This is a genomic window from Janthinobacterium sp. GW823-FHT01H08 (assembly GCF_058797855.1).
On record NZ_CM179504.1, the window covers coordinates 2,620,357 to 2,642,778 of the forward strand.

A 22,422-nucleotide genomic window follows, 5' to 3' on the forward strand; every position below is an offset into this window, starting at 1 on the left:
TCTTAAATATTTATGTATAACATTACCGTCAATGGCCAGCCCTTCGGCACCGAGGCCGACGCCGAAACACCGCTGCTGTGGGTACTGCGCGACGAAGCCCATTTAAAAGGCACGAAGTTTGGCTGCGGCATCGGCATGTGCGGCGCCTGCACCGTGCACGTCGATGGGCGCGCCATGCGCTCGTGCATCACGCCGATTGCCGCCGTGGCCGGTTGTGCCATCACCACCATCGAAGGCCTTTCGCCGGACGGCACGCATCCGCTGCAGCGGGCGTGGCTTGCCACGCAGGCGCCCCAGTGCGGCTATTGCCAGTCGGGCCAGATCATGCAGGCGGCTACCTTGTTGAAAGACTATCCGCAGCCGACCGATGCGAATATCGATGCCGTCATGAGCGGCAACCTGTGCCGCTGCATGGCGTATGTACGCATCCGCAAGGCGATCAAGCTGGCGGCCGGCATGCAGGAGGCGCCCGGTGTTTAAGTTGCCGAAAGAAAATTCAGGGGCCCGTGCTCCTTCGCCGGGCCGGCGCGGCTTCCTGATCGCCGCCGCCGGCACTGGGTTTACCCTGGCCTTCCTGCGCGCGGACAGCTCATCGGCCGCCGGCAAGGCGGCGCCCGCGCCGCCGACAAAGTCCACCGCGCCCGAGTTCGATCCCAGCATCTGGTTCCAGATCGGCCGGGACGGCATCGTCACCGTCAATATCGCCAAGGCGGAAATGGGCCAGCACATCGGCACGGCCCTGGCGCGCATCGTTGCCGAAGAACTGGAAGCGGACTGGAGCAAGGTACGCCTGCATTACGTGGACACGGACCCGAAATGGGGCTTGATGGTGACGGGCGGCAGCTGGTCCGTCTGGCAGAACTTCGATCCGCTCAGCCGAGCCGGCGCGGCCGGGCGCCTCGCGCTGGTCGAGGAGGGCGCGCGCCTGCTGCGTGTGCCCGTGTCCGCCTGCCACGCCCGGCTGGGAGTCGTGCATGGCCGGGGACGCTCGATCAGCTATGGCGACATCGTGCGCCGTGGCAAGCTGGCGCGCCAGTACACGCCCGAGCAACTGAAAGCCATCGTGCTGAAAACGCCGCAGCAGCGCAGGCTGATCGGCCAGCAGGTGCAGGCGCTCGATATCCCCGCGAAAATCAATGGCACGGCCGTGTACGGCATCGATGCGCAGGTGGAGGGCATGCTGTACGCGCGTCCGAAGATCCCGCCCACGCGCTACGGTGCCAGGGTGGTCTCCATCGACGACTCGGCGGCAAAGAAAGTGAACGGCTATCTGCGCAGCGTGGCGCTGCAGGACCCCAGCGGCACGGTGCCCGGCTGGGTCATGGTGGTGGCCGAAACGTATGCGGCCGCCATGCGCGCGGCCGACCTGGTGCAGGTGAAATGGCGGGCCGGCGCGGCGGCCCACGTGTCGGAGCAGGATATCATCAGCTATGCGGGCAAGCAGTTGGCCGACGCCAGCCTGGGCGCCCGCGTGGTCGACGATGATGGCGTGGAGCAAGCGTTCAAGGATGCCAGCCTGCAACTGGAACGCCATTACACGACCAGCACCGTGCTGCATTTCCAGCTGGAACCCGTGAACGCGCTGGCGCAGGAAGTCGACGGCGTCTGGCATATCCATGCGGGCAACCAGTGGCAATCGTTGATCCTGCCCGTGCTGGCGCAGGCGTTGAAGGTGCCGGAGAGCAAGGTCATGCTGCATACCTATCTGCTTGGCGGCGGCTTCGGCCGGCGCCTGAACGGCGATTATTGCGTGCCGGCCGCGCTGGCGGCGCAAGCCGTGGGGCGGCCCGTCAAGATGATCTGCACGCGGGCCGACGATGCCCGTTTCGATTCGCCCCGTTCGCCGTCCGTGCAGCACGTGCGCATGGCGTTCGACGAGGCCGGCAAGGTGTCGGCGATGGTGCACGAGGCCAGCGCAGGCTGGCCCACGCAAGCGATGATCCCCGCCTTGCTGGCCAAGGATAAGCAGGGCCATCCGTACGACCCGTTCGCCATCGCCGGCGCCGACCACTGGTATGCGGTGGGCGCGCAGCGCGTGCGGGCCGTGTCGAACGACCTGGCCAACAGCAGTTTCCGCCCCGGCTGGTTGCGCTCCGTGGGGCCGGGCTGGACGAATTGGGCAGTGGAAAGTTTCATGGACGAGGCGGCGCAGGCGGCCAAGGTCGACCCGCTGGCGTTTCGTTTGTCCTTGCTGCAGGCGACGGGGCGCAATGCGGGCAGCGCGCCGAATGCCGTCGGCGGCGCCGCGCGCCTGGCCCACGTGCTGCGGCGGGTGGCGGACAAGGCGGGCTGGGGCACGGCCATGCCGCCCGACACGGGCCTGGGCATCGCCGCCACGTTCGGCCAGGAACGCGACATGCCCACCTGGACGGCCTGCGTTGCCCGGGTGAAAGTGGACCGCAGCACTTGCATGGTGAAAGTCGAAAAGCTGTTCATGGTGATCGACGCGGGCAGCATCGTCGATCCCGATGGCGCGCTGGCGCAGGCGGAAGGGGGCGCTTTGTGGGGCGTGAGCATGGCCTTGCATGAAGGCACGGCTTTTCTCAATGGCGAAGTGAAGGATACCAACCTGAACACTTACACGCCGTTGCGCATGGCCGACGTGCCCGAGCTCGACATCGAATTCGTGGCCAGCACGGCAACGTCGACGGGCATGGGCGAGCCGCCCACGACGGCCGTGGCGCCCGCGATCGGCAACGCCATCTTCGCCGCCGTGGCCTCGCGCGTGCGGCATTTGCCGATCCGTCCGGAAGCCGTGCTGAAGGGATTGGACCGGTACGGCGCCGTCTGATGCGGGCGCAGGGCAAATTTGACGTGCGCCGCGCGCGAACGGACGCAGGCTGGTACACTGGGGCTTGCCGCTCAGGGCGCGCAGGCGGTGCCCGTTCCGGCAAGATCAGCGCAAAATCTGTGCAATAGCAGCTTGATTTCAGCTCGATAGCGGAGGCAGCCATGCAAGAACAATTTGTCAGCATCACGGCCGATGAACTTCAAATGGACGGCGTGCTTGAAATGCCCGAGCGGCCTGTGGGCATCGTCCTGTTTGCCCACGGCGCGGGCGCCGATAGCGACTATCTGGGCGCCTCCAGCCACGCCACTTCCCAGGATTTTTTGCGAGCGGGCATCGCCACCTTGCGCTTCGATCAGGGCGGTATCGAGCCTGGCGGCGGCAGCAATGGCCACGCCTACTTCGTGCGCAGCGATATCGTGCTGCTGGCGCGCCAGCTGGAAAAAGCCCTGAGCTGGCTGCAAATCGACCCGTCCACCCGACGCTTGCCCTGCGGCCTGTATGGCTATGGCACCAGCGCCGCCGTCGTGATGCAGCTGGCGGCCTGGCGCAGCGCGGAGATCGCCGCGCTGGCCGTCTGCGATGGCCAGGTGGAAATGGCGGGCAAGGCGGCGCTGGAAAACGTGCGCGTGCCATCGTTGCTGATCGTGGGCGGGCGCGACCCCGACGTGGCCGGCCTGAACCGCATGGCGTTTGCCACCTTGCGCTGCGACAAGCAGCTGGAACAGATCGCCGCCCCTGGCGGCCCCGACACGCGCCACCAGGCGGCCCTGCTGGCCACGGACTGGTACACGCGCCATTTCAACGGGCATACCAGCACGGCGCAGTAAGGCGGCAGATCAGGCGGCGCGCAGCGTGCGCGCATGGAAGCGCACGTGCTCTTCCATGAAACTGGCGATGAAGTAATAGCCGTGGTCGTAGCCGGCATGGCGGCGCAGCCGCAAGGGCTGGCCGGCGTCGCGGCATGCCGCTTCGAACACCTCGGGGAACAGTTGCTCGGGCAAAAACTTGTCGGCCAGGCCCTGGTCGATCAAGATGCCTTCGGGGAACAGAGGCGGCCGGCCCTGCAGCCCGCGCATCAGCGCGCTGGCGTCGTACGGCTGCCAGCGGGCCGCGTCGCCGCCCAGGTAGCCCGTGAATGCCTTTTTGCCCCAAGGACACTGGCTCGGCGCGGCGATGGGGGCGAAGGCGGAGACGGAGCGGAACAGGTCCGGGTTGCGCAGGGCCAGCACCAGCGCGCCGTGGCCGCCCATCGAATGGCCGAAAATGCCCGTGCGTTGCGCATCGATCGCCAGTTCCTGTTCCAGCAGCGCGCGCAATTCCAGGATGTAGCTGTACATGCGGTAGTGGCGGCTCCAGGGCGCCTCGGTGGCGTCCACGTAAAAGCCGGCGCCCGCGCCGAAATCCCAGGATTCGCTCTCGCCCGCGATGTTGGCGCCACGGGGGCTGGTATCGGGCGCGATCAGGATCAAGCCTTCCTCGGCCGCCACGCGCTGCGCGCCGCCCTTGATCATGAACGTTTCTTCCGTGCAGGTCAGGCCCGCCAGGTAAAACAGGGCGGGGCGTTTGGTGGTGACGGCGCTGCCTGGCGCCATGTCGGGAATGAAGGCCGAGAAACGCATGGGCAAGCCGATGGCTTGCGCGTCGTGGCGATAAAAGCGTTGTACGCCGCCAAAACAGGCGTGTTCACTCAACAGTTCCAGCATGAATTCTCCTCGTTAATTGCACAGTATAGCCAGAGCGGCGCGGGGCCGGCACGGGATCACTCCAGCATGGCCGCTAATGCAGGCAAGATGTCTTGTGCCGGGGCATCGGTCTTGAATGCCAGCAAATGGTCGGCGCGCGTCTTGCCCATGTTGATGGCGGCCACGGGCTTGCCCGTTTCGGCCGCCATGCGGCACAGGCGAAAGCTCGAATACACCATGACGGACGAGCCCACCACCAGCAGGGCGCTGGCCGCGTGCATCTTGCTTTCGGCTTCGGCCGCGCAGGCGGCGGGTACGCCATCGCCGAAAAACACCACGTCGGGCTGCAGGGTGCCGCCGCAGCGGGGGCACACCGGCACGTGGAAGGTGGCCAGCTGGGACGGCTCCAGCAAGGCGTCGCCGTCGGGCGCCGGCGTGGCCGTGGCACCCAGCATCCGGGGATTGTCGCGTTCGAGCTGATCCTGGATCAGGCGGCGCGTATGGCGGGTCCGGCAATCGAGGCAGATCACGCCATGTATGCTGCCGTGCAACTCCGTGACGGCGGCGCTGCCTGCCTGCTGATGCAGGCCATCCACGTTTTGCGTGACCAGGCCGCCGATGCACTGGCGCTGCGCCAGTTGCGCGATGGCCAGGTGGCCCGGGTTCGGCGTGGCGCGCGCCAGGGTCGGCCAGCCCACCATGCTGCGCGCCCAGTAGCGGCGGCGCACGGCTTCCTGGCGGCGAAAATCGGGGCCTTGCACGGGGGCATTGCCGCGCCGCACGCCTTCCGTGTCGCGGTAAGCGGGGATGCCGGACGCCGTGCTGATGCCGGCGCCCGTCAGCAGCAGCACGTCGGGATGGCGCTGCAGGAACTGCGCCAGCTGCTCGAGGGCGTGGTGCGCGCTGGCGGGCTGCTGGCTGGATGAAGGAAAGTTGTGCATGATGCGCCATGCTAACCGAAAAGCGCGGCGCCGTTGCGAGGGCGAGGTTTACTCCAGTTTCATGCCGAAACGTTGCAGCCGTGGCTGCCAATGCTCCTCGATATTGGCCGAGACGAGGATGCGCTCGGCCTTGCCGATCAGCAATGCGCGGGGCACGAAGCCGAAATAGCGCGAGTCGGCGCTGTTGTCGCGGTTATCGCCCAGCATGAGGAAATGGTCAGCCGGCACCGTCACGGGGGCAAAGCTGCGCGCCGCACCGGCGATTTGCGGCAAGACCTGGATGCGGTGCTGCTCGGTCGCGTTGCGCTCGCTGATGCGCTGCGCTGTCAGCTGGCCCACGTGGGCGATGGTTTCGGGCGCCGTGTCGAGCGCCGTGTACTGGGCCGGCTGGCCATTGATGACCAGCTGTTCATTGCGCATTTCCACCGTGTCGCCGGGCAGGGCGATGATGCGCTTGATCAAGCGCGTGCCGTCTTTCGGCGAGGAAAAGGTGACGATGTCGCCCCGTTGCGGTTCACCGAGGCGCTGCAGCACGATATCGGTGAGCGGCACTTTCAGGTTGAAGGCGAGGCGGTTGACGAAGACCACGTCGCCCTCGAGCAGATTGGGGCGCATGGACGCCGACGGGATGGGATTCCAGTCCGCCACGGCCGTGCGGAACACGCCGAACAGCAGGAGAAACATCAAAAAACCTTTGTTGGCGCGCATCCATGTGCTCATGTCGGCTCTTTCGCTGGGCTGTGCCCGTGATGGTGTAGGGAGGCGCCATTGCTGCTGGCGTCCTATGCACGATGCACGGCGAGGCTGAAGCCAGTCTTAAATCCAGCGCATGCGGGGCCGATGGCGTGACCGCTGTTGCGTGCACGCATCACCGTGTCAGCCATCAGGGATGGCGGCACGGCGCTTGCGTGTCGTCGTTGCCGTTCGGCAGGCGCTTGCCATGCATTTCATCCCACAGTTCGCCCAGCGCCACCAGCAGGCCGCCGGCCACGAGGGGGATCGCCACCAGCCATGGAATGCTGTCGAGCCAGGGACCCAGCACGATGGCCGAGGCCACGGCGATGACAAGGGCGCTGCACCAGAAACGGCGCGGATGCCGGAGCGTGAACAGGTAATGAAGGTGCTTCATACATCCTCCTTGGTGAGCATGCGGAACAGCCGGGCGGCCAGGATGCTGCTGACGGCGATGACGATGCAACCGTCCAGGAAAAACAGCACCTTGCCCACCAGGTGCATGCCCTGTATCAGGTAGGCGGGCAATTCCTGCGCTTCCGCCCATTGCGTCATGCGTGCCAGCACGATGGCGGCGGCAAAGATGACGAGGGCCAAGGCCAGCACCAGCAGCACATGTTCGAACAGGCGTAGCCGCAGTTTCATGTTGGACTTGGCAAGGTAGGGAAGATTCCCGGACCTTGACGTTATCAGTCCGATATCGCCGTGCTTTGCGCTGTCACAAAGGCGCGCCCGATAGGATGAAAACGACGTTGGCGCGGGAAAATGGCTTATGTGAAGGCCTTGATGACGGCATCGAGCTTGACCTTCAGCGACTTGTCGTGCGCGTGGATGGCCGGCACGTCGCGCTGCACGCCGAGCAGCTGGTAGACGGCCGTCTGCGCCGCGCGCACCGAGTATTCCACGGTAAACACGACATCGTCGGCGATTTCCACGAACTGGCTCACGAAGGCCAGGTTGACGGAGCCGGCCGGCACGGGCAGCGGGCGGTCGCTTTTTGCGCGGGGCATGAACATGCTGGTGATGTAGGGCATGCGGCAGGGAATGCAGTTGGCCGTGGCCATCATGTCGAGGTCGAAATTCAGATGGCCGCACAGCTCGCGCAGGATTTCCTCGCCGCTGCAGTCGGACATGGGCTTGGCGACGAAGTTGCCGATGCGGTCGGGGTGCAGCGCATAGCCCCAGAACACTTGCACGCCCTCGGGCTGGCCCGCGAAATGGGGCTGGTGCGCCAGCACGATGGACATGAACCAGTTGCTGTCCTTGAAGGTGACGAGGCCGCCCGTGCCCGCGCTGTTGCCCGTGAATTGTTCCATCCTGTCGAAGAAGGCGCTGTCTTTCAGGGTGACCGTGTACGAGGCCCAGTACGATTCGGGAATGCTGCTGTTGAAGGCGGCGGGGCGACCCAGTTGCGGGCGGCCCTCGGCCAGCTTTTCCCACAGGCGCCAGCCGTGGCTGTCGTTCTTCGTGCGCTTGGCCGGCGCGCTGTGCATGCTGCCATAGCTCGATGCATCCGTCATCGAGGCATTCTGGAAAAAGACCAGGTCGCCGGCAGCGACAGGAATCACGTCGGCCATGCCGCGGCGCTGGCAGGCAATGGCGGTGGCGCTCAGGCGGCCTTCGGATTCCTGCACTTCGATATCGGTTACCGCGCAATCCATGATGACGTTCACGCCTTGCTCCTGCAGCCACGCGACCAGCGGACGCACCAGCGAATCGTACTGGTTGTAGACGGTGCGCTTGACGCCGGCCAGCGTCTCGATGCGCGAAAACTCCATCATGAAACGGTGCAGATAGCGCTTGAACTCGACGGCGCTGTGCCAGGGCTGGAAGGCGAACGTGGTGGCCCACATGGTCCAGAACTTGGTGTCGAAAAATGCGGGCGAGAGCCAGTCCGTGATGGCGCTGCTGCCCAGGACGTCTTCATCGGCTTCCGTCAGCTTCAGCAGTTCCAGCCTGTCCTGCATGGAAAAGCCCATGCTGCTGACGTCGACCTTGAAACGGTTGCGGTCAACGAGGCGCGCGCGCGAGTGGGGAATATGCCGTTCGTTGAAGGCGATGGTTTCGTCGTAGACGCTCTGGCCCGCATGCTCGAGCGAGGGGATGCTCTTGAACAAGTCCCACGTGCATTCGTAATTGTCGGTGGTCAGCATGCGCCCGCCGCGCAAGGTGTAGCCATCCTCGGCATTGCCGCCGCCATCGAGGCTGCCGCCCGTCACGGGCGCCGCTTCGAAGATGGTGATGTTGCTGCCTTGCATGCCGCCGTCGCGTATCATGAAGGCGGCCGCGGCCAGCGAGCCGATGCCGCCGCCGACGAGGTAGGCTTTTTTATCTGTATTGTGCATATTGTTCCCTGAATGTGATATTTGCCTATTTTATAACATCAGGGCAGAAGCGGCCTCACAATAGAGCAACTGCTCGGTTTTATTCCATGCCGGCGTGCTCGTTGCGCCGTTCAAAATACAGCAAGTCCGACCAGGCGCCCTGGAAATGCATGGCTTTTTCCGAGCGCCCATACTGGTGAAAGCCGTTGTGCTGCATGACTGCGACCGAGCCCAGGTTTTGCGGCCGCGCCGTCGCTTCCAGGCGCCACAGTTCCAGTGGACCGAACGCTTCTTCCAGCAGCAGGGCCACGACGCGCGTGGCGTAGCCGCGTCCGCCGAATCGTTCGCCGATGCGGTAACCGAGCGCCGCCTTGTTGAAATACGGGCGCGTGACGGCCGTCAGGTTGACCCTGCCGATGATTTGTCCGTCCAGCCTGGCCAGATACTGGTAGGCGCGGTCTTGCTCGCGCTCGCGCTGCGCCTGCTCGATGGCGGCGGCGATGGCCTCCTCGCTATAGTAGGACGGCGCCCGGGCCGTGACCCAGGATTCAAAATAGGCGCGGTTTTCCAGTTCGAAGGCGAGCAAGGCGCAGAGGTCGGCGCTGGTCGGAGGGGACAATTGGAGGCGGTCGATGTCTGGCATGGGATCTGGTCCGAAAGAGATGCGCCATTATAATCAGCTGGCGCATTCCGCCGCACACCCGTTTCTAACCATGAAGGAGCAGCATGCTGTCCCATCTCTGCCTCGGCACCAACGACTTTCCCCGCGCCTACGCCTTCTATACGGCCTTGCTGGGAGAACTCGACCTGATCGAAAAATTTCATGATCCGGCCAAGCCCTGGGCGGGCTGGATGGCGCGGCAGGCGCCGCGTCCCCTGTTCGTGCTGACGGCGCCGCACGACGGCTTGCCGGCTACGTCCGGCAACGGCCAGATGACGGCCTTGCTGGCGGCCAGCCGCGCGCAGGTGGACCGCTGCCACCAGGCCGTGCTGGCGCTGGGCGCCGTGTGCGAGGGGCCGCCAGGCTTGCGCCCCCATTACCACGATAATTACTATGGCGCCTACTTCCGCGACCTCGATGGCAACAAGCTGTGCGTCTGCTGCCACGGCGAGGAGTAACTCAGCGTTCTGCCCACACCTCGTCTTCCGTCCAGCCCAGTTCCAGAAAATCCTGCGCCCGCTCGTCCGCTTCGCCGGCGCAATAGAATTCGTCGAGCTGCGGCGGCGCGATGCGCGTGCCGGCCAGCATGGCGTGCACTTGCCCCCGGTGGTGGATCTGGTGCTGGAACACATGCGCCAGCAGGCGTTGGCGCGTGTCGACTTGCGGCGTGTCGCGCAAGATCGTCACGGGCCGCGCCAGGTCAAGGTCGCACAGACTGCGGCAATGGGCGATCAGGCGCAGGTCCGATGCGCGCTGCGCCGCGTGCAGGGCCGCGCAATCGGTGAACGGTTCATCCTGTGCAAAGAAGACGTAGCAGTCGGCATGGGGCGCTTCGCCGCGCAGCTCGCGCTCGAGCGCGTCGAGATAAAACCAGTCGCATGTGAGGATGTGGTTCAAGGTGAACTGGATGGTGGGAAAAAAACTGACGCGCGTGGCCTGGAACTCGGCCCGGGTCAGCTGCCCGCAAGCTTTCAGCAGGCGGTGGTTGGCCCAGGCGTTGTTGTACGCCTGGCTGGTGATGTAGTGCGCAAGTGGATTGTTCATGATGGATCGCTGGTTAGGCAGGACAGGGGGCATGTCGTGCTACTTTAGCATGTTGCGGCAGGTGGACAAAGCGCTCACGCCCGCCGCACCGGCGCCGCTGTCATCAAGTAAAATCGCGGGGCGGATTTCGCGATAGTGATGCACATAGGGCTGGAAGAATAAAATGGGTTGGATAGGAAAATTACTGAGCGGCGGCGGAGACAAGGCTGCGCACCTCACGGCAGCGGCGGCGCCCGAGGCGGCACGGCAGCCGGCGACCATCACCGAAATCGATGCCATTTACTACCGCTGGCTGGCGGCCGCCGGTTCGGCGCAGGCGCCGGCGGAGGCGGAACAGCAGATTCTGGACGAATTGGCGCGCCTGGTCCGTGAACCGGTCGCTGGCGCTGCGCTGATACCGCGCATTCCGGCCATCATTCCCCAGTTGATGCGTACCTTGCAAGATGAAAACATGAGCGCGGCCAAGCTGTCGGCCCAGCTGGCCCAGGACGTACTGCTGGTCGCCGAGGTCTACCGCGAAGCGAACCGGCCCCGCTACCATTCGCGCTACAACGCCAGCCCGTCGATCAACAACATGGAAGGCGCCATCATGCTGCTCGGGCAAAACGGCATGCGCATGCTGCTCGCCCGCGTCGCCTTCCGTCCCATCGTCAGCATGCAAAGCGGCGGCCTGACCATACGCACGGCGCCGCTGATCTGGCGCCAGTCCGAGAAATGTGCACTGGCGGCCAACCTGGTCGCGCCGGCCATGCAGGCCAACGCCTTCGACGCGTATCTGGCGGGACTGATGGCCAATGTCGGCCTGGTGGTGGCCTTCCGGCTGATCGACCAGATGCATGCGCCCGATGCCTTTCCGCAATCGGACGCCTTCATTGCCCAGGTGTTTGCGCAAGCGCGCATCTTGTCGGTACGGATCGCGGAATTATGGGAGTTTCCCGTGTCCGTCACCCGCGCGATCGCTCAGGTGGGGCAAGCCGATGCCGATCCGCAGGCGCAGGCGCTGGCGCTGGGCGAGCGCTTGAGCAAGCTGCGCATGCTGCTCGATACCGGCCGCTTTCCTGCCGATGATCCCTTCGTGATGACGGGACTGAGCAAGGCCGAGCTGCAGGTGTTTGACAAGCTGGCCGACGACGACGACGAGGACGACGATGAGGAGTGATGGCCGCAGGCCGCTCAACCTCGGCGGCGGCCATGCCGCTCAGCGTGCAAAATACAGCGCATGCAGATGTTCGAGGTCGACATCAACCGCCGCCTGCGACAGCGCCACCTTACCGCTTTGCATCAGGTAGACGTGATCGGCCACGCCGACGGCGCGCGCCGTGTTCTGCTCCACTAAAATGATGGTGCGCTTGCCGTCGTTCAGGCGCGCGAGGATCTCGAACAGCTCGTTGACCACCAGCGGCGCCAGGCCCAGCGACGGCTCGTCGATGATCAATAACGACGGATCCGACATCAGGCCCCGCGCCATCGCCAGCATCTGCGCCTCGCCGCCGGAGAGCGAGCCGGCCAGCTGGCGGCGCCTCTCGTGCAGGCGCGGGAACATGGCGTAGGCTTCGGCCAGGCGCGCCGGCATGTGGCTGCGGTGCTCCTTCGGAAACGCGCCCATGATCAGGTTTTCTTCCACGCTCATGTCGCGAAACGTCATGCGCCCCTCGGGGATCATCGTCACGCGTGCGTCGCTCATCTTCCAGGTGGGCGTGCCGTTGATGGGTGTGCCGTCGAGCGCGATGCTGCCCGCGCCCACGGGCAGCAAACCCATGATGGCGCGCAGCAGGGTCGTCTTGCCGGCCCCGTTCGGGCCGATGATGGTGGTCAGCTTGCCCTTCTGGATCGAGAGCGACACATCCCACAGCACATTGATGGCGCCATAGCCGGCGCGCAGATTACTAATTTCAAGCATCGTTTCAGGCATCGTTTCAGGCATGCGCGGCTCCCGTATAGCTTTCGATGACGGCCGGATCGCGGAAGACGGCATCGGGCGTGCCGTCGGCGATCAGCTGGCCAAAATTGAGCACGGCCACGCGCTGGCACAGATTGCTGATGGTCTCGATGTCGTGCTCGATCATGACGATGCCCACGCCAAAGGCGGCGTGCAAGTCCTTGAGCATGCCCATGAAGCGGCGCTTGCCGTTCGTTTCCAGGCCGGCCAGCACTTCGTCTAACAGCAGCAGTTTCGGATTGGTGGCCAGCGCCTTGGCCACTTCCAGCGCTTTGAGTTCCGTCAGCGCCAGTTCGCTGGCCGCGTCGCGCTGCGCCTTGTCCGCCAGGCTCGTGAAATCGAGGATTTCATCGATCTTGCGCATGTCCACCTTGCCCGTGCCGAAGCGCTGCGCCACGACGAGGTTTTCGCGCACCGTCAATTCATGCATCGGTTGCGGGATCTGGAAGGTGCGGCCCAGCCCCAGGCGCGCGCGCTGGTACATGGGCGTGGCCATGATGTCGCGTCCCTCGAAGCGGATGCTGCCGCCGGTGGGGCGCACCAGGCCGGAAATGGCGTTGAACAGGGTGGTCTTGCCGGCGCCGTTCGCGCCCACCAGGCCGATCACGTCGTGGCTGCCCACTTTTAACGTGACAGAATCGACGGCCGTCAGGCCGCCGAAGCGCACGGACACATTATCGAGTTCAAGCATGTTGTTTCTCCTTCGTTTTGAAGGTGTTTTTCAGCCATTTTTGCAGCAGCGGCAGCAAGCCGTTCGGGCTGAAGACGATCATCGCCACCAGCAGCACGCCCAGCACCAGCTGGTGGCCCGTGGGGATCAGCGACTTGAAAATGAGCTGGTCGACCAGGTAGACCACGACGGCGCCCAGCACGGGGCCGAGTATCGTGCGGTAGCCGCCGAAGATGGCCGCCACGATCGGCAAGGTCACCCACAGGCTGTTGAAGGCGTAGTCGGGCTCGAGGAAGTTGATGTAGTGGGCGTTGAAGGCGCCGAACAGGCCCGCCATGAAGGCCGACACGAGCAGCATCGCGCCTTTCAGCAAGGTGCTGTTGACGCCGACGACGCGCGTGGCGTCCTCGCTGTCGTGCATGGCGCGCAGGGCGATGCCGTAGTGGCTGGCGCGGATGCGGCTGTAGGCAAAGGCGCACGCCACCACCAGGGTCAGCACCACCAGGTAGGCGCCCGTCTTGCTGGCCAGGTCGAAGCCGAAAACGGTGGGTAAGGCCGGGATATTGTTGATGCCGCCGGCGCCGCCCGTCACGGCACTCCATTCCGTGGCCAGGATGCGGAAGATGTGGGCGTAGGCGAGGATGGCCAGCGCAAAATACGGCCCGCGCAGCCGCAGCACGGGCAGCATGATGACGGCGGCGATGGCCGCGCCCGCGCCGCCCAGCAGCATGGCGGCAAACACGGGCAGGCCCAGTTTCACGGTGGCCAGCGCGGAGACATACGCGCCCACGCCGAAGAATGCCGCATGGCCGAAGCTGACCATGCCGCCCAGGTTACCCAGCAGGGCCCAGGACATGGCCACGCCGCCGATGATCAGTGCCGCCACCACCATGCTCATCACATACTGGTTGGCGCCCAGGGCCAGCGGCACGGCGACATACGCGGCCAGCAGCAGGACTGCCGTGGAAATCAAAGTCGAGCGCTTCATCCGCGCCTCCGTTGTGCGCCGAACAGGCCGTTCGGCATGATGAACAGCACCAGCAGGAACAGCACCATGCCCGACAATTCCTGCAGCGCGGAGCTGGCCAGGGTGACGGTCAAGGCTTCTGCCACGCCCAGCAGCACGGCGGCCAGCAGCACGCCGGGAATCGAGCCGATGCCGGCCAGTACCGTGATGATGAAGGCTTTCACCGTCAGCGCGCCGCCGTAGGCAGGCTGGATCACGCCATAGCTGAACAAGGCGACGCCGGCGAAGGCAGCCAGGATGCCGGCGACCAGGAACGACACCAGTTCTGTGCGGCCCGGATCGATGCCCATCAGCTTGGCCGCGTCGCGGTTGCTGGAGACGGCGCGCACGGCGCGGCCATACCAGCTGGTCGACAGCCAGCGCCACAGGGCCGCCATCAGCACCAGGCTGACGCCGAAGAAAATCACTTCACTGCGCATGCTGAAAAACGGGCCGATCTCGAAGCCTTCCTGCAGCCAGCTCGACGAGGTCGAGCGGATGTCGGCCTTCCAGACCAGCAAAATGAAATTGGTGAGGATCACGCCGATGCCGTAGGTGAGGATCAGCGAATTGATTTCGCGGTCTTTCTTGATGCGGCTGACGATCAGGTAGACGCCCACGGACGTCAGACTGACGATCACCAGCGCGATGGGAATGGCGAACATCGGCCCCAGGCCCAGGCCCGATTCCACGCTGTAGGCGATGTAGGCGGCCAGCAGCACCAGTTCGCCGTGCGCCAGGTTGATCACTTTCATGGTGCCGAAGACCAGCGCCAGTCCCAGTGCGATCAGGGCGTAGGAGCCGCCCTGCAGCAAGCCCGAATACAGGGCTTGCAAGATTAATTCTGTCATATCGTCATCCCGTCAGGCGGCCCAGGCGCATCGCGAAGAGGCACCAGGACCGCCGTTCATCGGTGCACGCCCGGCGGGCGCGCGCGTGTGCAGCGGGAGGCTGCTTACCAGGGCAGGGCAGGATAGTTCAGCTTGCCCGTCGCGTGTTCCTTCGGCCAGACAATCACCACTTTCTTGTCCTGGTGCTGCGCCATGCGGTGCACGAAGTTCTGGTTGTCGCCGTTGGCGGCGAACTGCACGCGGCCGATCAGGGTTTCGCGGTCCGTCTTGCGCATCTCGTCGGCCACGCCGCCTTTCTTGAGCGTGCCCTTGTCGGCCGCGCGCGCGATCGCTTCGAACAGCAGCATCGACTGCACATAGCCGAACTGGCCCAGGTAGTCCGGCTCCTTCTTGTACAGCTGCTTGTAGGCGTCGCTGAAGGCCTTGCCGTCGGCCGTCTTGAATTCCGTCGGGAAGGGCAGAAGGGCCGTGCCGAAGACGTTCGGCATCAGGTCGGGGAAGTCGGCCGCCATCTTCGGCGTGGCCAGCGACCACACGCCCACCATGGCCTTGATCTTCGGTTTCAGCACGCGGGCGGCGCGGATGATGCCCACGTAGTCGTTTTCGTAGCCGACCATGGCCACCACTTCCGATTTGTCCTGCAGCTTGATCTTGTTGATGATGGGCTTGAAGTCGGTAATGGCCGGGTCGAACGAGTGCGTCGTCACCTTCACGCCCTTGGCCGCCAGGGCCTTTTCCACGTCCTTGGCCAGGCCCGTGGTGGCATCCTTGGTCGAATACACGATGGAGACGGACTTGGCGCCCACATCCTGCAGCAGTCCCAGCATGGCTTTTTCGTAGCCGGCCGTGTTATTGATGCGGAAAAAATTCTTGCGTCCGCTGGCCACCAGACTGTCGTCCACGCCGCCCGAGGTGATGTAGACCAGTCCCAGTTTATTGGCCGTGTCCGAGGCGGGCGAAATATTGTTCGAGCCATAGCCGCCCGTGATGGCCACCACGCCCTGACTGGCCAGCTTTTCCACGGCGGCGATGGCCTTGGCGGGCGCCGATTCGTCGTCGACGGTGATGATCTTGATGGTGTGCTTGCCGTTGGTCTTGTTGAATACCTCGGCCGCGACCATGATCCCTTCCTGCATGCCGGCGCCGACCCGCGCCAGGTTGCCCGTCAGCGGGATTTCCGCGCCGACCAGGAATTCGTCGGCGCTGGCCTGTGCCATCCAGGCGCTGGCAACCAGCGCTGCCATGGCGATGCGTGTGTAGGTGCGTTTCATCGTGTCTCCTCCGGTGATGTGGCTTGGTTTTATTGTCGGGTCTGCTACTACATGGTCAACTTATCGTGCATTCTGCGCCATTTGCCGCAGCTGCCCCTTTAAAATCTTGCCCGTGGCGGCTGCCGGCAGCGCTTCCATGACGATGATGGCGGACGGGCACTTGTACGGCGACAGGGTCTGCGCCAGCCAGGCCTGCAATTCTGCCACGCTGGCGGGCTGGCGCGGGTCCAGCTCCACATAGGCGATGACGTCCTCGTTGCCATCGGCCAGGGTGCGCCCGACCACGGCCGACTGCACCACGGAAGCGTGGGCGTTCAGGGCCGTTTCCACTTCCAGCGGATACACATTGAAGCCGGAGCGGATGATCAGTTCCTTGGTGCGGCCCACGATGAACAGGGCGCCGTCCGGGTCCTGGCGCGCCATGTCGCCCGTATTGAGCCAGCCGCCGTCGCGCATGGTGGCCGCCGTCATGGCCGGTTCGCGGTAATAGCCGGCCATGATGTTCGGCCCGCGTATCCACAGTTCCCCCGGCTGGCCCGGCGTCACGTCCTGGCCGGCCAGGTCGACCACGCGCACTTCCACGCCGGGGATCGGCATGCCCACGGAATCGTCGCGGCGCGGCGTTTCCAGGCGCGTCTGGCTGATGGTGGGGGCGCTTTCCGTCATGCCGTAGCCATTGTGCAGCGCGGTGCCCAGCAGCTTTTCCACGTCGCGCTTGAGCGACGGCGCCAGCGGCGAGCCGCCCGCATACGCAAAGCGCAGCCGCGTGGGCAGCGGCGTATCGGCGCCGCCCAGGGTTTGCAGCAGCTTGGCGTACATGGCGGGCACGCCCTGCACGATGGTCAGTTCATCGTCCCTCAGTGCCGAGAGCAGGCCGTCGACGGAAAAGCGCGGCACCAGGTACAGTGCGGCGCCCGCATACAGGGTGCCCAGGGCCACCGAGGCCAGGCCGTACACGTGCGAAATCGGCAGCACGCCATAGGCGCGGTCGCTGCTGGTCAGGCCGCGCAGGGTGCTGGAGACGGCGGCGATGAACAGCAGGTTGCGGTGCGTGAGCATCACGCCCTTCGACTGCCCGGTGGTGCCCGTCGTGTAGATCAGCGCGGCAACCTGTTCGTTGCCGGGCACCGTGTCTTCCGCGATGGCCGCCTCGTTCAAGTCGCCCGCCAGCAGCTCGCCCATGCCGTCGACCGCGGCGCTGGCCGCGCCCAGACGTGCCGCATGCGCGGCCGCCTCCGGCGAAGCGCCGGCCAGGAACAGCATCCGCCGCGCCGAACTGTGCGCAGCGATGGTGTCGATCTCGCGCGCCGACAGGCGCGCATTGACGTTGACGATCCACGCGTCGATGCTGGCCGCCGCAAAGATCAGCGCCACCTGCAGCGCGCAGTTCTCGCCCACCACCATCAGGCGGTCGCCGGCGCGCACGTTCAGCTGGCGCAGCAGCTGCGCGGCGCTGTCCACACTGTGCTGCAGCTGGGCGTAGGTCCAGCTGCGCCCACCTTCATGCAGCGCGGGCGCGTCGGGCGCGCGCGTCGCCCAATAGATGGAGATGGCCGACAGGCGCGCCGGCAAGTGGGCCAGCAGGGCGGGAATGTCCATCGCGGCCTCCTTCACTTTTGTGCTGCCTTGATCATGTTGCGGGCGATGACGATCTGCTGGATCTGCGTCGTGCCTTCGTAGATGCGGAACAGGCGCACGTCGCGGTAGAAGCGCTCGGCCGCGTATTCGCTGATGTAGCCGGCGCCGCCGTGGATCTGCACGGAGCGGTCAGCCACGCGGCCGCACATTTCGGAGGCGAACAGCTTGCAGCACGACGCTTCCGTCGAAATGTCTTCCTTGTTGTCGCGCCGCCGCGCGGCGTCCAGCACCATGCTGCGCGCCGCGTAAATCTCGGCCTTGCTGTCGGCCAGCATGGCCTGGATCAGCTGGAACTCGGCGATGGGCTGGCCGAACTGCTGGCGTTCCATCGCGTAGGCGAGGGCGTCGGCCAGCATGCGTTCGGCCGCGCCCACGCAGACGGCGGCGATGTGCAGCCGGCCCTTGTCGAGTACCTTCATGGCTGTCTTGAAACCCACGCCTTCCTTGCCGCCGATGATGTTGGCGGCTGGTACCCGGCAATTTTCGAAGATGACGTCGCAGGTATGCGCGCCTTGCTGGCCCATCTTTTTATCGATTTTTCCCAGCGAGAGGCCCGGCGTGTCCTTTTCCACGATGAAGGCGGAAATGGCCGAGGCGCCCCGCTTGACGGGGTCCGTGCGGGCCATGACGGTAAAGATGCTCGCTTCGGGCGCGTTGGTGATGTAGCGCTTGCTGCCGTTGAGGATGTAAAAGTCGCCGTCGCGCACGGCCGAGGTGCGCAGCGAGGCCGCATCGGAGCCCGATCCCGCTTCCGTCAGCGCGAACGAGCCGATGATCTCGCCGGCCGCCAGCTTGGGCAGATAGTATTGTTTTTGCGCTTCCGTGCCGTCGATCACGATGCCTTGCGAACCGATGCCGTTGTTCGTGCCGATCAGCGAGCGGAAGGCGGGCGAGGTGCGGGCGATTTCAAACGCGACCCGCACTTCCTCTTCCATGCTCAGTTCCAGGCCGCCGTAGGCTTCCGGAATGGACAGGCCGAACAGACCCAGTTCGCGCATCTGCGCCACGATGGCGGGCGGGATCGTGTCCGTTTCAGCCACCAGCGCCTCGTTCGGCACCAGCACTTCGCGCACGAAACGGGCGATGCTGTCGAGCAGGATGTTCAGGGTTTCTTCGTCGCGTATCATCGGGTTCCTCGGCGCTTTGATTTGATCTGTTGTTGAGAGGGGGCGCGCAGTCTAACCGCGGCCCAGGTTTTTTTCCACTGTCTTGACCAGGGCGACCAGGCGCGGTCCCAGGTCCGATTCGAGTTTTTCGCGCGACAGCAAAAAGGCGGGGCCGCCGCAATTGAAGGCCATCACCTGTTCGCCGTCGGCGCCCAGCATGGGCACGCCCACGGCATGCACGTCGTTCTGCCATTCGCCGGCCGAGATGCAAAAGCCCCGGTCCTGGTAATCCTTGAAGCCTTGCTCGATGCCGGCCTTGATGCGCGGCCAGCGTTCCGTCTCGTGCACGCGCGCATGGTCCATCAGGTAGTCGCGCTCGGCCTGCGGCAGGATGCACAGCAGGGCCTTGCCCATGGCGGTCGTCATCAGCGGAATGCGCGAACCGACGTCGAGGCGCAGGGTGACGTTGGCGCTGCTGCGGCACGTTTCCACGTACACCATGCTGAGGCGGTCGCGCGTGCCCAGCGACACGGAGGCCTGCGCATGTTCGGCCAGTTCCTCCATCAGCGGGCGCGCCATCTTGCGCACGTCCAGGTTCGACAGCATGCGGTAGCCGAGGGCCAGCACGCCGGCGCCCAGCTGGTACTTGCCCAGGCTATCCGAATAATTGAGGTAGCCGAGTTTGGTGAGGGTGTAGGTGAGGCGCGAAATGGTGGGCTTGGGGATGCCCGTGCGCTTGGCCATGTCCGCATTCGACAGGAAGACTTCGCCGGGGCGAAAGCACCGCAGCACTTCGAGGCCGCGCGCCAGCGCGTTGACGAACTGGCGGTCCTTGCCTTCTTCGTCATCGCTGAAGACGATGATTTCCGGATCGGCTGCGGCCTGAATATTTGTCATATTTGCATTCATTTGCTGGCTCCCTGGAAATCAGTTTGCCTAGCCGACTCGCGCATGTCAACCGTTTTGTGAAACATTCGTTCGCACAGCGAAATGGTGCGGTGCATGAAAAATCGCCGGAAAATTGACTTGCGCGCCCGTTTTGCCTCTCCCCGCTTGAGCATCGTTATATACATCTGTATATTGCGCTGTTGGATGACGGCCGCCGCACGAGTGGCCGCTTTTTTGCATATCGCTATATAAGGCGATATATAACGGAAGAGAACAAGATGACGATGGTGAAACAGGTAGTGGCAGGCGCCGTGATGCTGGCGCTGGCGCAGCAGGTGGCTGGCAAGGAAGACGTGGATGCGGCGGCGCCGTTCGTGCTGGGCACGGTGAAGGTGATCGGCCAGCGCGAGCAGGGCCAGGTGGAACAGCCGGTGGGTGCGCAGGTGAGCCGCGTTGAGATGCGCCGCTTTAACCGCGACAACGTGGGCGACGCCCTCAATTTGCTGTCCGGCGTGTCGCTGTCGACCAATGCGCGCAATGAGAAAACCGTCGCCATCCGCGGCTTCGATGCGCGCCAGGTGCCGCTGTACATCGACGGCATTCCCGTCTACGTGCCGTATGACGGCTATGTCGATTTCAACCGCTTCACGACCAGCGACCTGGCCGCCATCCAGGTGGCCAAGGGCTTCAGTTCCGTGGCCTACGGCGCCAATACCCTGGGCGGCGCCATCAACCTGGTGTCGCGCAAACCGACGGCTTTGATGGAAGGCGATGCGTCAGTGGGATTCGGTTCGGGCAGCGAGCGCCAGGTGTCGGCCAACGTGGGTACGAATCAGGGCCTGTGGTATCTGCAGGCGGGCGTGTCCTACATCGACAGCGACGGCTTTCCCCTGTCGTCCGACTTCCGCCCCACGGCCACGGAAGACGGCGGCATGCGCAATAACGCCTATCGCAAGGACCATAAGGTGTCGTTCAAGGTGGGTCTGACGCCCGATGGCGCGCACGCGGGCGATGAATATGCGCTCAGCTACTACAAGCAGCATGGCGAAAAGGGCCAGCCGCCATCGACGAACCCCGTCGGCGCGCGCTACTGGCAGTGGCCGTACTGGAACAAGGAAAGCGTGTATCTCGTCTCGCAGACGCGCCTGGGCCAGCAGGAACGCCTGAAACTGCGCCTGTACCACGACAGCTACGACAATGAAATCGCGTCCTACACAAACGGCAGCTACACGACCCTGAAAACCAGCGGCCAGGGCAGCGTCAGCGGCGGGCGCAGCATCTATAACGACCGCACGAACGGCGGCGCGGTGGAACTCGAATCTTTCCGCCTGGCCGCGCATAGCCTGCGCGTCGTGGCCAGCTACAAGGCCGACGAGCACCAGGAACTCGACGCCAGGGGCGTGCGCACCACCTGGTACAAGGATGCCCTGTGGACGCTGGGCGCGGAAGACAGCATCGCCCTCAATGCGGCGACGGAACTGTCGCTGGGCGTGTCGCGCAATGAGCTGCGCCCGGACATGGTGTATAGCGCCGGCAATGCCTACACCTTGCCGGACAATCAATCGGCCACCGACCTGCAGGCGGGATTGTTCCACAAGACCGGTCTTGAATCGCGCGTGTACGCCACGGTGGCGCGCAAGTCGCGCCTGCCGACCCTGAAGGACCGGTACTCGCAGCGCCTGGGCACATATATTGAAAACCCGGCCTTGCGCGCGGAACAGGCGATCAATTATGAGCTGGGGTATCAAGCAACCGTGCGCGGGCTGGCGCTCGATGCCGCCCTGTTCTACAGCGACGTGAAGGACAAGATCCAGAGCGTGGCGAATGTGGCGGGCGTGCGTGCGCAGATGCAGAATGCGGGCAGGGCGCACATCAGCGGCGTGGAACTGGGCGTGCGCGGCCGCGCCGGCGCCTGGCTGGAGGTCGGCGGCAATTACACGTACACGGACATGAAGAACGTCAGCGACCGCGCCATCCGCCTGACGGACGTGCCGCGCCACAAGCTGACGGCGCACGCCGTGCTGCACGCGGCGCGCCAGGTCGACGTGGTGGCCATCGCGGAAGCGAATAGCGGGCGCTGGGTTTCGAACACGCTGGAGCTTGGCGGTTTTACGACAGTGAACCTGAAGGCCGTGTACCGCCCCTTGCCGGCCTTGAGCCTGGAAGCGGGCGTGAGCAATCTGGCTGACCGCAACTATGCGCTGGCCGACGGTTTTCCCGGCGCTGGCCGCACCTGGCTGGCCAATGCGCAATACCAGTTCTGAGTTTTCACTGTCATGAAAGGACACAGCATGTTGAAGAAAATATTCCTTGGTTTGGCTTCGGCCGCACTGCTGGCGGCGGCCCCCGCATGGGCCGACCCGGCGCCGGCGCGCGAGAACATGAGCCGCGCGCTCGCCGTCACGGGCAAGGTGGCAACGCCGTTGACCCTGACGGTAGCCGACCTGCGCCGGCTGCCGCAAGCCAATGGCGGGGACATCGCCGTCACGCGCCACAACGGCGACAAGGCCGAAACCATCACCAGTTACAAGGGCGTGCGCCTGCGCGACATCCTCGACAAGGCGGCGCTCGATGCGCCCGGCCACAACGACGTCAAGAAGCTCGCCATCATCGCCACGGCCACCGATGGCTATGCGGTGGTGTTTTCCTGGGGTGAGCTGTATAACGCGCCGGCCGGCGAGGGCGTGATCGTCTACTACGAAAAGAACGGCAAGGCGCTCGACGACAGCGATGGCGAGATCGCCCTCATCTCGGCGAAGGATATCCGCACGGGTCCGCGCCATGTGAAGTGGCTGAACGGCGTCGAGGTGCGCAAATTGGTGGAATAGAGGCATGCTGGGGTCTGACCCGCCGGGTCAGACCCCAGAATTTTTCTAGT

23 protein-coding genes are annotated in these 22,422 nt (G+C 64.7%); 7 read left to right on the forward strand and 16 right to left on the reverse strand.

Annotated elements, in window-relative coordinates; genetic code table 11:
- The first annotated feature begins 12 nt into the window (after positions 1–12).
- From AC3RCG_RS11780 to AC3RCG_RS11790, 3 genes are all read left to right on the forward strand, one after another.
- A complete protein-coding gene (locus AC3RCG_RS11780) occupies positions 13–480 on the forward strand; it encodes a (2Fe-2S)-binding protein (protein WP_070218230.1) in 468 nt (155 codons plus the stop codon).
- Positions 473–2,791 carry a xanthine dehydrogenase family protein molybdopterin-binding subunit gene (locus tag AC3RCG_RS11785; protein WP_492403911.1) on the forward strand — a complete coding sequence of 773 codons (2,319 nt, stop codon included), beginning with the start codon at positions 473–475 and terminating at the stop codon, positions 2,789–2,791. Before AC3RCG_RS11780 ends, AC3RCG_RS11785 begins: the two co-directional genes overlap by 8 nt.
- A 161-nt stretch (positions 2,792–2,952) precedes the next feature.
- Positions 2,953–3,618, forward strand: coding sequence for a dienelactone hydrolase family protein (locus AC3RCG_RS11790; protein WP_070218228.1), 666 nt, complete (start codon positions 2,953–2,955; stop codon positions 3,616–3,618).
- Positions 3,619–3,627: 9 nt separating this feature from the next.
- Here the strand turns inward: AC3RCG_RS11790 and fghA are convergent, their stop codons facing one another.
- The 7 genes from fghA to AC3RCG_RS11825 form a co-directional block, all read right to left on the reverse strand.
- A complete protein-coding gene (gene fghA, locus AC3RCG_RS11795) occupies positions 3,628–4,494 on the reverse strand; it encodes an S-formylglutathione hydrolase (protein WP_070311465.1) in 867 nt (288 codons plus the stop codon).
- Positions 4,495–4,550: 56 nt separating this feature from the next.
- A complete protein-coding gene (locus AC3RCG_RS11800) occupies positions 4,551–5,414 on the reverse strand; it encodes an NAD-dependent protein deacetylase (RefSeq protein WP_492403908.1) in 864 nt (287 codons plus the stop codon).
- A 48-nt stretch (positions 5,415–5,462) separates the two neighbouring features.
- Positions 5,463–6,134 (reverse strand): signal peptidase I, encoded by a 672-nt coding sequence (gene lepB, locus AC3RCG_RS11805; protein ID WP_492403906.1) that lies wholly within the window; start codon positions 6,132–6,134, stop codon positions 5,463–5,465.
- Positions 6,135–6,297: 163 nt separating this feature from the next.
- The gene (locus AC3RCG_RS11810; RefSeq protein WP_070289693.1) at positions 6,298–6,543 is read right to left on the reverse strand and encodes a hypothetical protein; all 246 of its coding nucleotides are present in this window, start codon (positions 6,541–6,543) and stop codon (positions 6,298–6,300) included.
- Positions 6,540–6,791 carry a hypothetical protein gene (locus tag AC3RCG_RS11815; RefSeq protein WP_070218223.1) on the reverse strand — a complete coding sequence of 84 codons (252 nt, stop codon included), beginning with the start codon at positions 6,789–6,791 and terminating at the stop codon, positions 6,540–6,542. Before AC3RCG_RS11815 ends, AC3RCG_RS11810 begins: the two co-directional genes overlap by 4 nt.
- A gap of 125 nt (positions 6,792–6,916) precedes the next feature.
- Entirely contained in the window at positions 6,917–8,491 is a 1,575-nt protein-coding gene (locus tag AC3RCG_RS11820; RefSeq protein ID WP_070218222.1) for an oleate hydratase, read from the reverse strand.
- Positions 8,492–8,570: 79 nt separating this feature from the next.
- The gene (locus tag AC3RCG_RS11825; RefSeq protein WP_492403903.1) at positions 8,571–9,113 is read right to left on the reverse strand and encodes a GNAT family N-acetyltransferase; all 543 of its coding nucleotides are present in this window, start codon (positions 9,111–9,113) and stop codon (positions 8,571–8,573) included.
- 83 nt (positions 9,114–9,196) lie between these two features.
- Between AC3RCG_RS11825 and AC3RCG_RS11830 the strand changes: the two genes are divergently transcribed.
- A complete protein-coding gene (locus AC3RCG_RS11830) occupies positions 9,197–9,589 on the forward strand; it encodes a VOC family protein (RefSeq protein WP_070218220.1) in 393 nt (130 codons plus the stop codon).
- A gap of 1 nt (position 9,590) precedes the next feature.
- On the opposite strand, the gene AC3RCG_RS11835 is transcribed toward AC3RCG_RS11830, so the two are convergent.
- The gene (locus AC3RCG_RS11835; RefSeq protein WP_070218219.1) at positions 9,591–10,175 is read right to left on the reverse strand and encodes a DinB family protein; all 585 of its coding nucleotides are present in this window, start codon (positions 10,173–10,175) and stop codon (positions 9,591–9,593) included.
- 163 nt (positions 10,176–10,338) lie between these two features.
- Here AC3RCG_RS11835 and AC3RCG_RS11840 point away from each other — a divergent pair, with 163 nt between their 5' ends.
- On the forward strand, positions 10,339–11,334 hold the full coding sequence (locus tag AC3RCG_RS11840; RefSeq protein ID WP_070311462.1) for an HDOD domain-containing protein: 996 nt from the start codon (positions 10,339–10,341) through the stop codon (positions 11,332–11,334).
- Positions 11,335–11,373: 39 nt separating this feature from the next.
- Here the strand turns inward: AC3RCG_RS11840 and AC3RCG_RS11845 are convergent, their stop codons facing one another.
- The 8 genes from AC3RCG_RS11845 to AC3RCG_RS11880 form a co-directional block, all read right to left on the reverse strand.
- Positions 11,374–12,075: an ABC transporter ATP-binding protein gene (locus tag AC3RCG_RS11845; protein ID WP_121669114.1), complete on the reverse strand. Its 702-nt coding sequence runs from the start codon at positions 12,073–12,075 to the stop codon at positions 11,374–11,376.
- 16 nt (positions 12,076–12,091) lie between these two features.
- Complete coding sequence (locus AC3RCG_RS11850) at positions 12,092–12,805, reverse strand: ABC transporter ATP-binding protein (protein WP_099408673.1); 714 nt, start codon at positions 12,803–12,805, stop codon at positions 12,092–12,094.
- Entirely contained in the window at positions 12,798–13,772 is a 975-nt protein-coding gene (locus tag AC3RCG_RS11855) for a branched-chain amino acid ABC transporter permease (protein WP_492403900.1), read from the reverse strand. The genes AC3RCG_RS11850 and AC3RCG_RS11855 overlap by 8 nt, the downstream gene beginning before the upstream one ends.
- A complete protein-coding gene (locus AC3RCG_RS11860; RefSeq protein ID WP_035817692.1) occupies positions 13,769–14,641 on the reverse strand; it encodes a branched-chain amino acid ABC transporter permease in 873 nt (290 codons plus the stop codon). Before AC3RCG_RS11860 ends, AC3RCG_RS11855 begins: the two co-directional genes overlap by 4 nt.
- A 104-nt stretch (positions 14,642–14,745) precedes the next feature.
- Positions 14,746–15,912: an ABC transporter substrate-binding protein gene (locus AC3RCG_RS11865; protein ID WP_070218214.1), complete on the reverse strand. Its 1,167-nt coding sequence runs from the start codon at positions 15,910–15,912 to the stop codon at positions 14,746–14,748.
- A gap of 60 nt (positions 15,913–15,972) precedes the next feature.
- Entirely contained in the window at positions 15,973–17,511 is a 1,539-nt protein-coding gene (locus AC3RCG_RS11870; protein WP_492403897.1) for a class I adenylate-forming enzyme family protein, read from the reverse strand.
- An 11-nt stretch (positions 17,512–17,522) separates the two neighbouring features.
- Positions 17,523–18,677 carry an acyl-CoA dehydrogenase family protein gene (locus AC3RCG_RS11875; protein WP_492403895.1) on the reverse strand — a complete coding sequence of 385 codons (1,155 nt, stop codon included), beginning with the start codon at positions 18,675–18,677 and terminating at the stop codon, positions 17,523–17,525.
- A 51-nt stretch (positions 18,678–18,728) separates the two neighbouring features.
- A complete protein-coding gene (locus AC3RCG_RS11880) occupies positions 18,729–19,553 on the reverse strand; it encodes an IclR family transcriptional regulator (protein WP_070218312.1) in 825 nt (274 codons plus the stop codon).
- Between the two features lie 269 nt (positions 19,554–19,822).
- Between AC3RCG_RS11880 and AC3RCG_RS11885 the strand changes: the two genes are divergently transcribed.
- Both AC3RCG_RS11885 and AC3RCG_RS11890 read left to right on the forward strand, forming a co-directional pair.
- Positions 19,823–21,808 (forward strand): TonB-dependent receptor plug domain-containing protein, encoded by a 1,986-nt coding sequence (locus AC3RCG_RS11885; RefSeq protein ID WP_492403894.1) that lies wholly within the window; start codon positions 19,823–19,825, stop codon positions 21,806–21,808.
- Between the two features lie 27 nt (positions 21,809–21,835).
- Positions 21,836–22,372, forward strand: coding sequence for a molybdopterin-dependent oxidoreductase (locus AC3RCG_RS11890; protein WP_409026643.1), 537 nt, complete (start codon positions 21,836–21,838; stop codon positions 22,370–22,372).
- The last annotated feature ends 50 nt before the right edge of the window (positions 22,373–22,422 follow it).